Origin of the sequence: Mesorhizobium sangaii, assembly GCF_014207355.1 — a bacterium.
Classification (GTDB): domain Bacteria; phylum Pseudomonadota; class Alphaproteobacteria; order Rhizobiales; family Rhizobiaceae; genus Mesorhizobium; species Mesorhizobium sangaii.
This window is the reverse complement of the sequence record NZ_JACHEF010000008.1, coordinates 86,259-99,438: the sequence shown is the minus strand read 5'-3', so window position 1 is coordinate 99,438 and position 13,180 is coordinate 86,259. Positions and strand designations below refer to the sequence as shown.

General features: G+C 63.0%; 11 protein-coding genes. 4 read left to right on the top strand and 7 right to left on the bottom strand.

What is annotated here, in order from left to right; all coding sequences use genetic code 11:
* Positions 1 to 87 precede the first annotated feature (87 nt).
* Positions 88 to 762, top strand: coding sequence for an amino acid ABC transporter permease (locus HNQ71_RS30135; RefSeq protein WP_184877349.1), 675 nt, complete (start codon positions 88 to 90; stop codon positions 760 to 762).
* 46 nt (positions 763 to 808) lie between these two features.
* Positions 809 to 2,083, top strand: coding sequence for a cysteine desulfurase-like protein (locus HNQ71_RS30130; RefSeq protein WP_184877347.1), 1,275 nt, complete (start codon positions 809 to 811; stop codon positions 2,081 to 2,083).
* 157 nt (positions 2,084 to 2,240) lie between these two features.
* Here the strand turns inward: HNQ71_RS30130 and HNQ71_RS30125 are convergent, their stop codons facing one another.
* From HNQ71_RS30125 to HNQ71_RS30105, 5 genes are read right to left on the bottom strand one after another with little or no spacing between them, the layout of a single operon-like run.
* On the bottom strand, positions 2,241 to 3,071 hold the full coding sequence (locus tag HNQ71_RS30125; RefSeq protein ID WP_184877345.1) for a dipeptide ABC transporter ATP-binding protein: 831 nt from the start codon (positions 3,069 to 3,071) through the stop codon (positions 2,241 to 2,243).
* Complete coding sequence (locus tag HNQ71_RS30120) at positions 3,068 to 3,919, bottom strand: ABC transporter ATP-binding protein (protein ID WP_184877343.1); 852 nt, start codon at positions 3,917 to 3,919, stop codon at positions 3,068 to 3,070. The genes HNQ71_RS30125 and HNQ71_RS30120 overlap by 4 nt, the downstream gene beginning before the upstream one ends.
* Positions 3,919 to 4,803 (bottom strand): ABC transporter permease subunit, encoded by an 885-nt coding sequence (locus HNQ71_RS30115; protein WP_246462206.1) that lies wholly within the window; start codon positions 4,801 to 4,803, stop codon positions 3,919 to 3,921. Before HNQ71_RS30115 ends, HNQ71_RS30120 begins: the two co-directional genes overlap by 1 nt.
* Positions 4,804 to 4,829: 26 nt before the next feature.
* Positions 4,830 to 5,837, bottom strand: coding sequence for an ABC transporter permease subunit (locus HNQ71_RS30110; RefSeq protein WP_184877338.1), 1,008 nt, complete (start codon positions 5,835 to 5,837; stop codon positions 4,830 to 4,832).
* Positions 5,838 to 5,880: 43 nt separating this feature from the next.
* Positions 5,881 to 7,479: an ABC transporter substrate-binding protein gene (locus HNQ71_RS30105; RefSeq protein WP_184877335.1), complete on the bottom strand. Its 1,599-nt coding sequence runs from the start codon at positions 7,477 to 7,479 to the stop codon at positions 5,881 to 5,883.
* A gap of 456 nt (positions 7,480 to 7,935) precedes the next feature.
* Here HNQ71_RS30105 and HNQ71_RS30100 point away from each other — a divergent pair, with 456 nt between their 5' ends.
* On the top strand, positions 7,936 to 9,954 hold the full coding sequence (locus tag HNQ71_RS30100) for a long-chain-fatty-acid--CoA ligase (RefSeq protein ID WP_184877332.1): 2,019 nt from the start codon (positions 7,936 to 7,938) through the stop codon (positions 9,952 to 9,954).
* Positions 9,951 to 10,682 (top strand): class I SAM-dependent methyltransferase, encoded by a 732-nt coding sequence (locus tag HNQ71_RS30095; protein WP_184877330.1) that lies wholly within the window; start codon positions 9,951 to 9,953, stop codon positions 10,680 to 10,682. The genes HNQ71_RS30100 and HNQ71_RS30095 overlap by 4 nt, the downstream gene beginning before the upstream one ends.
* A gap of 1 nt (position 10,683) precedes the next feature.
* Here HNQ71_RS30095 and HNQ71_RS30090 read toward each other — a convergent pair whose 3' ends face one another.
* Together HNQ71_RS30090 and pgi are read right to left on the bottom strand one after the other, a co-directional pair.
* Entirely contained in the window at positions 10,684 to 11,406 is a 723-nt protein-coding gene (locus HNQ71_RS30090; RefSeq protein WP_184877328.1) for an HAD family hydrolase, read from the bottom strand.
* A 5-nt stretch (positions 11,407 to 11,411) separates the two neighbouring features.
* Complete coding sequence (gene pgi, locus HNQ71_RS30085) at positions 11,412 to 13,055, bottom strand: glucose-6-phosphate isomerase (RefSeq protein ID WP_425492281.1); 1,644 nt, start codon at positions 13,053 to 13,055, stop codon at positions 11,412 to 11,414.
* Positions 13,056 to 13,180 lie beyond the last annotated feature (125 nt).

The following is a 13,180-nucleotide window of genomic DNA, read 5'->3' as shown; positions in this document are numbered from 1 at the left end:
GGAGCCGCCATCGATGTGGCTCACCGATTTCGGTGTTCGGGTCTTGCTCTGGCGTCACGGGACGCAAAACGGTTCGGGAACGCTCCCATGTCGCTGATCGACACCTTCTTCAACCCAGATGTCATCATGTCCAGCCTGCCGGCGCTGCTGCGCGGCTTCCTGAACACGCTGCTGCTCGGCATCTTGAGCATCGGCATCGGCATCCCGATCGGCCTGACGATCAGCCTGGTGCGGCTTTATGCGCCGAAGCCGCTGCGGTGGCTCGCGGTCGGCTACACCGACATATTCCGCGCCCTGCCGGTGCTGGTCGTGCTGATCCTGATCTACTATGCGCTGCCCTTCCTCGGCATCCGCCTGTCGTCCTGGGCGTCCGCCGTGACGGCCTTCGCCATCATCATGTCGGCCTACTCGGCCGAAGTGTTCCGCTCCGGCATCGAAAGCATTCCGCGCGGCCAGTTCGAGGCGTCGCAGGCACTCGGCCTGCCGTTCTTTTTGACCTTGCGCAAGGTGGTGCTGCCGCAGGCGATCCGCGTGGTCATCCCGCCGATGACCAGCAACTGCGTCTCGATGTTCAAGGACACTTCGCTTGCCTCGACCGTGGCGCTGCCGGAACTGTTGAAGGAAGCGACCAACGCGCAGTCGCTCTACGCCAACCCCTCGCCGCTGATCGGCGCCGCTCTAGTCTATCTCATCTTCCTCTGGCCGATGGTCCGCCTCGTCAGCCTGCTTGAAGAACGCTTCAAGACCGAGAAGACGCGCTGACCTCGCCAACCGATCCCACCCGCCAAGCCCTTCGCAGGAGCCAACCTTGAACAAGCATCAAACCGACAATGCGAACGCCGCCGCGTTCCCCGTCGACACCATCCGCACCATGTTTCCAGCCTTGCAGCGGGCCGGCGATTTCATCTTCATGGACAATGCCGCCGGCGCGCAGATTCCACAGAGCGTGCTCGACGCGGTGACCAACCATCTGGTTTCGCACAATGTGCAGCGCGGTGGCCGCTATGGCCGCAGCGTCACCGTCGACCAGTCGGTCGCCGACGCCCGCGAGAGTGTCGCCCTGCTGATCAACGCCGCCAGCCCAGCCGAAATCTGCTTCGGCATGAACGCCACCTCGTTCATCCGCCTGGTCAGCCTCGGCATCGGCCAGATGCTTCAAGAGCGCGACGAGATCGTCATCACCGACATGGACCACGACGCCAACATCGCCACGTGGCTGGCGCTGGAGTCCGCCGGCGCCAAGTTCAAATGGTGGCGTATGCGCGAGGACGGCAATCTGCATGTCGACGACCTGCGCCCGCTGGTTTCCGACCGTACCCGGCTGGTCGCCTGCACGGTCACCGCACATTCGATCGGCTCGATCGTCGATGTCGCTTCGGTGGCCAAGATCGCGCACGCGGCCGGCGCCGAGGTGTTCCTCGACTGCGTGCACTATGGGCCGCATGGGTTGATCGACGTGCAGGCCTGGGACTGCGATTACCTCGTCTGCTCCGGCTACAAGAACTTCTCGCCGCATATGGGGTTCCTGTGGGGGCGCTTCGAGACGCTGAAGCGGCTGCCGACCTTCCGCGAGGATTTCATTCCCGACGAGCCGCCCTACAAGGTCGAGGCCGGCACCTTCATTTATGAGAACGTCTCGGGCATGGATGCGGCCGTGCAGTATCTCGAACTGATCGGCCGCAATCTCGCGCCATCCAACAACCGCTCGCGGCGCGAAAACATCGTCGCCGGCATGGGTGCCATCCGCGACTATGAGCTGGTGCTGGCGCGCGAGATGCTTGGCGTGCTCAAGGATTGCGGCGCGACGATCTACGGCGTTTCCGACGAAGCCCGTATCACCGAACGCGTGCCGACTTTCTGCTTCAACATCGGCAAGCTGTCACCGCAAAGGATCGTCGAGGAAATGGCCGACATGCAGATCGGCATCCGCGATGGCCACATGTACGCGCCGCGGCTGATGAAGCGGCTCAACCTGTCGATGGACAGCGGCGCCATCCGCGCCTCGCTGGTCCACTACAACACGGTCGATGAGATCCACCGTTTCGGCGAAGCGCTGCGCACCATCATCGCCAAGCTGTCGTAAGCGGCTTGGCTTAGGGTGTGTTGAGATTCGGGTCAGGCCGAGTCGAGAATGGTGGCTTCCGAGAACCGGAGCGGAGCGTACTTAAAGTACGTGAGCACCGGAAGCGCAGGAAGCCGCCATTCGCAGGCCGGCCTCACCTGAATATCGACACGCCCGGTCAGGCCGCCTTCTTCTTTGCCAGCCTCGCCTTGATCGAGGCGACGTCGGCGCGCGGCGTCGCGGCGAACAGCGTCCTGGTGTAGCTGTGCTTGGGGTCGGCGAAGACCTCTTCGCGCGAGCCGTATTCGACCGCTTCACCGAAATACATCACCATCACATCGTCGGCGATGTAGCGCACCACCGACAGATCGTGGCTGATGAAGACGTAGGTCAGCTGGAACTCGTCCTGCAGGTCGGCGAGCAGGTTGAGCACCTGCGCCTGTACAGACAGATCGAGAGCGGAGACCGGCTCGTCCAGCACCAAGAGGCTGGGGTTGAGCATCAGCGCGCGGGCGATGGCGATACGCTGGCGCTGGCCGCCGGAAAACATATGCGGATAGCGATTGTAGTGCTCGGGTCCGAGACCGACCTTCTTCAGCATCTTCATGGCGAGGTCGCGCCGCTCCTCGGCCGGCTTGCCGGTGTTGATGAGCAGCGGTTCGCCCAGCACGTCGCCGATCTTCTGGCGCGGGTTGAGCGACCCGTAAGGGTTCTGGAAAACGATCTGCACCTTGCGGCGCATCTCCTTGCTCAGCCCGTCCTTGGCGATGTCGACCTTGTTGCCGTCGATGAACAACTCACCCGAAGTCGCAGGATCGATCAGCGTGATGATGCGGGCAAGCGTCGACTTACCGCAGCCGCTTTCGCCGACGATTGCGAGCGTCTTGCCCTTGTCGACGCTGAACGAAACGCCCTTGACCGCATGCACCGTGCGCTGTGCGCGAAACAGCCCGCCCCCGACATGATAGTCGCGGACGATATTCTTGCCTTCGACGACCTTGATGCTCATGCGGCGGCTCCCGAAGGCGCCGGCTCGAACATCATGTCGGAAACGGTCGGCAGCCGGTCGCCGACGGCATTCTCCGGCAGTGCCGACAAAAGTGCGCGCGTGTAATTGCTCTTCGGCGATTCAAACAGCGACAGCACGTCGGCCTCTTCCATCTTGCGGCCCTTGTACTGAACGATGACGCGGTCCGCGGTCTCGGCAACGACGCCCATATTGTGGGTGATCATGATCAGGCCCATGCCGTATTTGGCCTGCAACGAGACCAGGAGATCGAGGATCTGCTTCTGGATGGTGACGTCGAGCGCGGTGGTCGGCTCGTCGGCGATCAGCAGCTTCGGATTGCAGGCGATGGCGATCGCGATCATGACGCGCTGGCACTGGCCGCCCGACATCTGGTGCGGGAACGAGTTGAGCCTTTCCGCCGGCTCGGCAATACCGACCTGGGTCAGCAGTTCGATGGCGCGCTCGCGGCGCTGCGCACTGTCCATACCCATATGGAAACGCAGCACCTCTTCGATCTGGAAGCCGACGGTGAAGCAGGGATTGAGGCTGGCCATCGGCTCCTGGAAGATCATCGACATGTCCTTGCCGACGATCTTGCGCCGCTCGGCAGAGCTCAACTTCAGAAGATCGCGGCCATTGAAGTTCATGCGGTCGGCGGTGACCGTGGCCGTCCATGGCAAAAGCCCCATGACCGCCAGCATCGACACCGATTTGCCGGAGCCGGATTCGCCAACGATCGCCAGCACTTCGCGCTCGTCGACATGGAGCGACACGCCATCAACAGCGCGGAAAGAACCGGAAACAGTCTGGAACTCGACGACGAGGTTCTGGATATCGAGCAGCGCCATCACGACCTCCTCAGTTTCGGATCGAGCGCGTCGCGCAGGCCGTCGCCGATCAGGTTGATGGCAAGCACGGTGATTAGGATGGCGAGACCGGGGAAGGTCACCACCCACCAGGCGCGTAGGATGAATTCGCGCGCCGAAGCGAGCATCGTTCCCCATTCGGGCGTCGGCGGCTGGGCGCCGAGGCCGAGGAAGCCGAGAGCAGCCGCCTCGAGGATGGCGTTGGAGAAGGACAGCGTGCCCTGGACGATCAACGGTCCCAGGCAATTCGGCAGGATGGTGCGAAGCATCAGCCTGATATGGCCGGCGCCGGCGACCTTCGCCGCCACGACGTATTCGCGGCTCTTCTCCGCCATCACGGCAGCGCGCACCAGCCGCGCGAAATGCGGCTGCAGGACAAGCGCGATGGCCAGCATCGCATTGAACAGACCAGGGCCAAGGATGGTGACCAGAACGAGCGCCAGAAGCAGCGACGGGAACGCCAGGATAAGGTCCATCACGCGCATGATCGCCACATCGACCCAGCCGCGGAAATAGCCGGCCAGCAGTCCGAGCGTAATGCCGCCGGTGAGCGCCAGCGTGACCACGACCGCGCCGATGAGCAGCGAAAAGCGCGCGCCATAGAGCAGGCGCGAAAGGATGTCGCGGCCGACTGGATCGGTGCCGAGCAGATATTGGGCGCTGCCACCGGCCTGCCAGGCTGGCGGCCTCAGAAACGCGGTCTTGTCCTGAATGTCGGGCGCATAGGGCGCGAGCAGCGGCGCAAACAGGGCCGCCAGCACCAGCAGGATGAAGACGAACAGGCCGATCACGGCGCCGCGATTGACCGAGAAATAGTGCCAGAAGGTCCTGAAGCCCGTCAGACGGTCAGGGTTGCCGGCGGCCATTGGGGCGATTTCGGTCGACTGGCTCATCACGACGCCCGTATGCGCGGGTTGATGACGGCATAGAGCACGTCGACGATGAGGTTCACGGCCATGACGATGAGGGCGATCAAAAGCAGACCTGACTGCACGACGACATAGTCGCGCTTGAAGATGGAATCGACCATCCATTTGCCGATGCCCGGCCAGGCGAAGATGGTTTCGGTGAGGATGGCCCCGGCAAGCAGCGTGCCGACCTGCAGGCCGATGGTGGTGACCACGGGGATGAGCGCATTGCGCAAGGCATGCAGGCCGATCACCCGCGACGGCGACAGGCCCTTGGCGCGCGCCGTGCGGACATAGTCCTCACCCAGAACTTCCAACATCGCCGAACGCGTCTGGCGGGCGATCACCGCCAGCGGAATGGTACCGAGCACGATCGCCGGCAGCACCAGGTGGCTGAGCGCCGAGCGGAAGGCATCCCATTTGCCGTAGAGCAAGGTGTCGATGGTCATGAAGCCGGTAATCGGCTTGAAGAAGAACTGCAGGCCGATCCGGCCCGAGACCGGCGTCCAGCCGAGGTAACCGGAGAAGAAGATGATCAGCAGCAGGCCCCACCAGAAGATCGGCATCGAATAGCCGACGAGCGCCGTGCCCATCAGCGATTGATCGAACCAGGAGCCGCGCTTGACGGCCGCGAAGATGCCGGCCGGAATGCCGAGCACCATGGCGAAAATCATGGCGAAAAACGACAGTTCCATCGTCGCCGGAAAAAGGATCTTGAACTCTTCCATCACCGGGCGCTTGGACGAGATGGAGACCCCGAAATCGCCGGTCACGACCTCGCCGACATAGCGCGCGTATTGCTGCCAGATCGGCAGATTATAGCCGAACTGCTCCTTGAGCTCCTCGTAACGCGCCGGCGCCACGCCGTGTTCGCCGGCCATGGCAAGGATGGGATCGCCGGGCAGCAGCCTGACGAAGGCGAAGGCACAGATAGTGATGCCGACAAGCGTCGGGATCAAAAGTGCAATTCTGTGAAGAATATATTTGAGCATGGCGAAGGGGGCGGCGCTCTACAGCGCCGCCCCACTCAATATCTTATTCGGCTTTGTCGACGCCGTCGAAGCGGTGAATGCCGAGCGGGTCCATCATGAAACCGCTGACATTCTTGCGCACGACTGCGTAGACTTGGCTGTGTGCCAGCAGGAAGGCCGGAGCCTGCTTCTGGAAGACGACCTGCGCCTGCTCATAGAGCTTGGTGCGCTCGGCCTGGTCACTGGTCTTCTTGGCCTTCTGGATCAGGTCCTCGAAGTCCTTGTCGCACCAGCTCGAGTAGTTCGAGACGCCGATGGCGGAGCAGGCGAACAGGGTGGCGAAGAAGTTGTCCGGATCGCCATTGTCACCGGTCCAGCCAATCTGGAAGGCGCCTGGACGGTCCTTCTTCTTGCCCTCCGAGCGATACTTGGTCCACTCGTAGTTGACGATCTCGGCCTTGACGCCGACCTTAGCCCAGTCGGCCTGGATCAGTTCGGCGGCGCGCTGGAAGTTCGGGTTGTAAGGACGAACGCGATCGGAAGCCCAGAGCTGGATTTCCGTGAGCCCGGCAGCGGACAGAACCTTCTTGGCCGCATCCGGATCATAGGCGTCTGCCTTCACATCCTTATCCCACGACCACATGGTCGGCGGGATCAGGTTTTCGGCGGGCGTGGCGCCGGCGTCCTGGAACAGCGACTTGATCAGGGCTTCCCGGTCGATGGCCTGGTTGAGCGCATGGCGCACCTCAGGCTTGTCGAGCGGCGGGATGGTGGTGTTGTAGCTCATGTAGCCGATGTTCAGGCCGGCCTGATCCATCAGGGTCACGTCCTGGTTGGCCTTGATCGTGCCGATGTCGGCCGGATTCGGATAGGGCGCGATGTCGCATTCGCCGGCAAGCACCTTCTGGATGCGGGCGGTCGCGTCAGGGGTGATGGCGAAGACGAGATCGTCGATCTTCTCCTTGCCCTTGAAATAATCCGGATGGGCCGCATAGCGGATGACCGAATCCAGCTGATAGTCGACGAACTGGAACGGGCCGGTGCCGATCGGCTTGGTCGAGAAATCGGCCATCTTGCCGGACTTCTCCAACTGCTCGGCATATTCCTTCGACACGATCGAGGCGAAGTCCATGCCGAGGTTGGCCAGCATCGGCGCATTCGGCTCGGTCAGCGTCAGCTTGACGGTCAGGTCGTCGACCTTTTCCCACTTGGCGACGTATTTCGGCATGTCCATGCCGGTGTAGTAGTCCCAGGTCAGGTTGGGCAGATACTTGTCGCCGTTCCACGGGTTCGCCTTGTTGAACTGGCGGTCGAAGGAGAAGACGACGTCGTCGGCATTGAGGTCACGGGTCGGCTTGAAATAGTCGGTGGTCTGGAACTTCACGCCCGGGTGCAGGTGGAAAGTATAGACCAGGCCGTCGTCGGAGATTTCCCACTTGTCGGCGAGACCGGGCTCGACCTCGGTGCCGCCATGCTTGAATTCGACCAAGCGCGAATAGACGGTACGCGACGAGGCATCGAAATCGTTGCCGCCCGTCGTCGTACCCGGATCAAAATTGGCCGGCGACGCTTCCGAGCAATAGACAAGCGTCTTTGCATTGGCCATGCCGCCCAGGACGCTTGCGGCCAGCAACGCGGCCGCAAAAGCGAGTTTCTTTTTCATTGAGCACTCCCTGATGTTCTTCCAAGCCCCTCTATCAGGCTCGCGAAGCGCGCATATAAGCACCGTTTTTCCGGCTTTGGAACACCCCGTTTGCTTACCCCTCGGGAAGCAGGAAAAAAATCCGCGATTTTGCTAAATGGCAGAAAAAATTAGCAGTTCTTTCCATTCACGGGATTGTTAACGACCGCATTTTTTTATTGATCTCCGATCTGGCGATACAGGTCGTGCGCAGGCGTTGGCCCGGCCGAGGATGCGGCAGGACACCGGCCCGCAGTATCGGCGGGAGGGAAGATTTTCGGCGGCAAATCTTTCGCCGCCTTGCCGCAGGGGCAAGACTTGCACGGCCGCCGATAGAGGCAATACATAGAACACATCCTGGCGGCATTGGGGGACGTCTCCGTCAATTCGGGGGCGAGCGCGGCACGGGCGAACAAGAACTATCCAGGGAGGAAACGGGTGGCAAAAGCATCAAAGACGACGGCGCCGGTGAGAGCCAAGGCGGCTCCTAAGGCAGCCGCCGGCGTGGTCAAGCCGAAAGCGCCCGTTGCCAAAGCCGCCGCGGCCAAGCCGAAGGCGGCCCCGGTGCCGGTGAAGACAAGCGCAAAACCTGCGGCCAAGGCCCCGGCCAAGCCTGCCGCCGCAAAGCCGGCATCCAAGGCAAAGCCCGCCGCCGCCAAGGCCGCGGCAGTCAAGCCTGCTGTTGCCAAGCCGATAACGACGGCTGCAGCGGCGAAGGCCCCACCGGCGGCGAAGCCGGCAGTGACCTCGCCATTGCCGAAGGCGCTGACGGCGCTGGCTGCCGGGTTGCCGGAAAAGCCTTGGCTCAAGAGCTATCCGAAAGTCGTTCCGGCCGAAATGGGCCCCCTGGCCTACAGTTCCATTGGCGACCTGCTTACCGCCGCCTGCAAACAGTTTTCCGGCCAGCCGGCGTTCATCTGCATGGGCAAGGCGATCACCTATGGCGATCTCGATCGGCTGTCGGCTGCCTTCGGCGCCTATCTGCAGTCGAAAGGCTTGCAGAAGGGCGCGCGCGTCGCGCTGATGATGCCGAACGTGCTGCAATATCCGGTGGCGATGATGGCCGTCCTGCGAGCCGGCTATATCGTGGTCAACATCAACCCGCTGTACACGCCGCGCGAACTCGAGCACCAGCTCAAGGATTCCGGCGCGCAGGCCATCGTCATTCTCGAAAACTTCGCCAACACCTTGCAGGCGGTGATCGCCAGGACGGCGGTCAAGCATGTCGTGGTCGCCGCGATGGGCGACATGCTCGGCGGCCTGAAGGGCACGATCGTCAATTTCGTCGTGCGCCGCGTCAAGAAGATGGTGCCGGCATGGGCGCTGCCCGGCCATGTCAAGTTCAATGCGGCGCTCAAGGCTGGTACCGGCATCAGCCTGAAGCCCGTCAAGGTCGTGGCCGACGATGTCGCCTTCCTGCAATATACGGGGGGCACCACCGGTGTTTCGAAGGGCGCGGTGCTGTTGCACAGGAACGTATTGGCCAATGTCGCGCAGAATGCGCTGTGGCTGGAAGACGCTTACACGATCAAGCCGAAACCGGCGCATCTGAACCTTATCTGCGCATTGCCGCTCTATCATATCTTCGCGCTGACGGTGAATGCGCTGATGGGCATGCAGATGGGTGGCCAGAACATCCTCATTCCCAACCCGCGCGACATTCCCGGCTTCGTCAAGGAATTGCAGAAATATCCGGTCCACATCTTTCCCGGCCTCAACACGCTGTTCAACGCGCTGCTCAACAATGAGGATTTCCGCAAGCTCGACTTCAAGCCGCTGGTCCTGACGCTGGGCGGCGGCATGGCGGTGCAGAAGGGCGTTGCCGAGCGCTGGAAAGCGTTGACCGGCTGTTCGGTCTCGGAGGGCTACGGTCTTTCCGAAACCTCGCCGGTGGTCACCGCCAACAGGTTCAGCGCCAGCGACTTCACCGGCACCATCGGCCTGCCCCTGCCATCGACGGAGATCGCGATCCGTGACGACGACGGCACCAATCTGCCGCTCGGCGAGGTCGGCGAAATCTGCATCCGGGGACCGCAAGTGATGGCGGGCTACTGGAACCGGCCGGATGAGACCGCCAAGGTGATGACCAAGGACGGCTACTTCAAATCCGGCGACATGGGCTTCATGGACGAGCGCGGCTACACCAAGATCGTCGACCGCAAGAAGGACATGATCCTGGTCTCGGGCTTCAACGTCTATCCGAACGAGATCGAGGAAGTCGTGGCGATGCATCCGGGCGTGCTCGAAGTGGCGGCGATCGGCGTGCCGGACGAGCATTCGGGCGAAGTGCCGAAGCTGTTCGTGGTCAAGAAGGATCCGGCGCTGACCGCAGAGACGCTCACCGCCTATTGCCGCGAGAACCTGACCGGCTACAAGCGGCCGAAATACATCGAATTCCGGACCGAGCTGCCGAAGACGCCGGTCGGCAAGATCCTGCGGCGGGCGCTGCGGGAATGACGGCAGCCGACGGCCTGGGCGCCGTGGATGCACCTTGCCGTCCTGACCCGGCTGAGTTCATCAGGGCGAACATGCGCATCGCCCCGGTGCCGTCGCTTCCCGAGATCCTGCTCTATACGCCTCATCCGGCCAGCGGCCTGAGGCGGCTTACCGATCCGCGGCAAGGCTCCGATGACGACACGGCCGAGGCGGAAGAAGATGGACCCGAGCCGCAGCCGCCGTATTGGGCCTACGCCTGGGCCGGCGGCGCGGTGCTTGCGCGCTATATACTCGACCATCCGCAAACCGTGGCCGGCCGCCGCGTGCTCGACCTCGGCGCCGGTTCCGGCCTTGTCGGCATCGCCGCGGCCAAGGCTGGGGCGAGCGCGGTGATCGCGGCCGAGATCGATCGCAACGGCGTTGCCGCCCTCGCGCTCAACGCGGCGGCGAACGGGGTCGCGATGACGGTCATGGCGCAGGATATTACCGGCGGATCGCCGCCCACGGTCGATGTCGTGACCGCCGGCGACGTCTTTTATGGACAGGACGTCGCCGAGCGCGTCATGCCTTTCCTCGACCGCTGCCTTGATGCCGGTATCGAGGTTCTGGTCGGCGACCCAGGCCGCGCCTACCTGCCGCGATCGCGGCTGCGCTTGCTTGCCGAATACCAGGTGCCGGATTTCGGCCAGACGAAAGACAGCGCGCCGAAGAGTGGTGTCTTTCGTTTCGAGGGTAAATCCAGCCGCTAGACTAGATCGTTTCCTTGACCCGTGCCGCAAGGAAGTCCGGCAGATCGGCAACCGAATCCAGCACGATATCGGCGATCGACGACAGCGATTCACGCGTGCCAGTGCCAGAGAGCACGCCGATCGCCAGCCCGCAGCCGCCGGCTCGCGCCATCTCCAGGTCGTGGCGATTGTCGCCGACCATGGCGATCTGCGCCGGCTTCAGCCCGGTCAGGTCGCAGAAGGCGTAGATCGTGTCTGGCGCCGGTTTGGGATTGGCCACAGCGTCATAGCCATAGGCTGCGTCGAAGAGCTGGGCGACGCCCAGCGTGACCATGGTTTTCTCCGCGCCGCTGGTCGAATCGTTGGTAGCGACGCCGAGCCGGTAGGATCGCTTGTGCAGCGCTGTCAGCGTTTCGACGATGCCGGGCAGCGCCACCGCCATCGACGAGCCTTGCACGGACGTGATTTCGTTGAAGCGGGCGACGGCCAGCATCTGGTCCTCGTCGGACAGGCGCGGGAACCACAGTTCGACGACATCCATGTTGGTGCCCGAGGCAAAGATCGAGTCGGGCCTGAACCGCTTGTTGACGAAATCGAAACCCGCCGCCGAAAGCAGCCTGTCGGCCTTCCAGCGATCGCCCTCGGCGGCATCCATGGCCATGAAGTCGGCAATGCCGAGCCATGTTGCGTTGAAGTCGACAAGCGTCCCGTCCTTGTCGAACAATATGCCCTTGATGTCTGCCAAACTGCTTACTCCGATCCACGCAAATGCTGGATGTATCCCACTAGGCCAGCGGTCGAGGCATCCCGCTTCGCGGCACTTTCCTTGCCCTCCACGACAGGCAAGAGGCCGGTGGCCAGTTCCTTGCCGAGCTCGACGCCCCACTGGTCGAAGGAGTTGATGTTGAACAGCGTTCCCTCGACGAAGACGCGATGCTCGTAGAGCGCGATCAGCCGGCCGAAGGTGCGCGGGTCGAGCTTACGGTAAAGGATGGTCATCGAGGGCCGGTTGCCGGAGAAGACGCGGTGCGGCGCGATCTTGTCGACCTCTGCCGGCTTCATGCCCTTGGCCAGCATCTGGGCGCGCGCCTCCTCCAGCGTGCGGCCCTTCATCAACGCTTCCGACTGCGCCAGGCAGTTGGCGAGCAGCAGATCATGCTGATGCTTGAGGTCCGGCTCGTGGCCGACTGCCGCGGCGAGGAATTCGACCGGGATGAAATCGGTGCCCTGGTGCAACAGCTGGAAAAAGGCATGCTGTCCGTTGGTGCCAGGCTCGCCCCAGACCAGCGGTCCGGTCGGCGTCGTCACCGCACCGCCTTCGAGGGTGACGCTCTTGCCGTTCGATTCCATGTCGAGCTGTTGAAGATAGGCCGGCAGCCGGGACAGGCGCTGATCGTAAGGAATGACGGCGCGCGCCGGGTATCCGCAGATCACGCGATGCCACCAGCCGACCAATCCCAGCAGCGCCGGCAGGTTCTCCTGCACCGGCGCGGTGCGGAAATGCTCGTCCATCTCGTGCGCGCCATCGAGGAAGGCGCGAAAATTCCGTGGCCCGACAGCGATCATCACCGGCAGGCCGATCGCGCCCCAGACCGAATAGCGGCCGCCGACCCAGTCCCAGAAGCCGAAAACGCGATCCGATTCGATGCCGAACTTGGCCACCAGCTCGAGCGCAGTCGAGACGGCGGCGAAATGCTTGCCGACCGCTTCCTTGCCGAGTGCCTTCTGCACCCATTTGCGCGCCGTCTCGGCATTGGTCATCGTCTCGACGGTGGTGAAAGTCTTGGAGGCGATGATGAAAAGCGTGGTTTCCGCCGACAGGCCCTTCAGCGTGTCATGGATATGGGCGCCGTCGATGTTGGAGACGTAATGCGCGCGCGGCCCGTCATGATAGGGCGCCAGCGCCAGCGTCGCCATGGCCGGGCCGAGATCGGAACCGCCGATGCCGATGTTGACGATGTCGGTGATCTTCTTGCCGGTGGCGCCGGCCGCCTTGCCGGAGCGCACGGCATCGGCAAAGGCGCCCATCGCGTCGAGCACCGCAATGACGTCCGCCTTGACGTCCTGGCCATCGACGGTGACGCCCTTGCCGGTCAGGTTGCGCAGCGCGGTGTGCAGCACTGCACGGTCTTCGGTGACGTTGATCTTCTTGCCGGCGAACATCGCCGCCCGGCGGCCTTCGAGATCGGCTGCCTTGGCAAGTTTCTCCAGCATGTCCATGGTGAGCGCGTCGACCGCGCATTTCGACCAGTCGAGCAACAGGTCGCCGTCGGTGGCGGAGAATGTCTTGAACCGCTGCGGATCGGCGGCGAAGGCCTGGCGCATGCTGGATGGCGCCGCGGCGCGATGATCGCGCAAGGCGGCGAGCTGTTTCTGGAAAGCTGACTGATCCACTGGCGGGGACTCCTGGCGTTTTCGACACAGCATATCAGACCGGATGTTTCCGGCGCGTGTCGTCGCGCCAAAACTAGTGAGCCGAATTCCGTGCGGTCAATACGCGGCGATGACGCGAATCGTCA

Coding starts and splice junctions, on each gene's coding strand:
- HNQ71_RS30135 (WP_184877349.1), top strand. CDS start 88: ATGTCGCTGATCGACACCTTCTTCAACCCAGATGTCATCATGTCCAGC.
- HNQ71_RS30125 (WP_184877345.1), bottom strand. CDS start 3,071: ATGAGCATCAAGGTCGTCGAAGGCAAGAATATCGTCCGCGACTATCAT.
- HNQ71_RS30120 (WP_184877343.1), bottom strand. CDS start 3,919: ATGGCGCTGCTCGATATCCAGAACCTCGTCGTCGAGTTCCAGACTGTT.
- HNQ71_RS30115 (WP_246462206.1), bottom strand. CDS start 4,803: ATGGCCGCCGGCAACCCTGACCGTCTGACGGGCTTCAGGACCTTCTGG.
- HNQ71_RS30110 (WP_184877338.1), bottom strand. CDS start 5,837: ATGCTCAAATATATTCTTCACAGAATTGCACTTTTGATCCCGACGCTT.
- HNQ71_RS30105 (WP_184877335.1), bottom strand. CDS start 7,479: ATGAAAAAGAAACTCGCTTTTGCGGCCGCGTTGCTGGCCGCAAGCGTC.
- HNQ71_RS30095 (WP_184877330.1), top strand. CDS start 9,951: ATGACGGCAGCCGACGGCCTGGGCGCCGTGGATGCACCTTGCCGTCCT.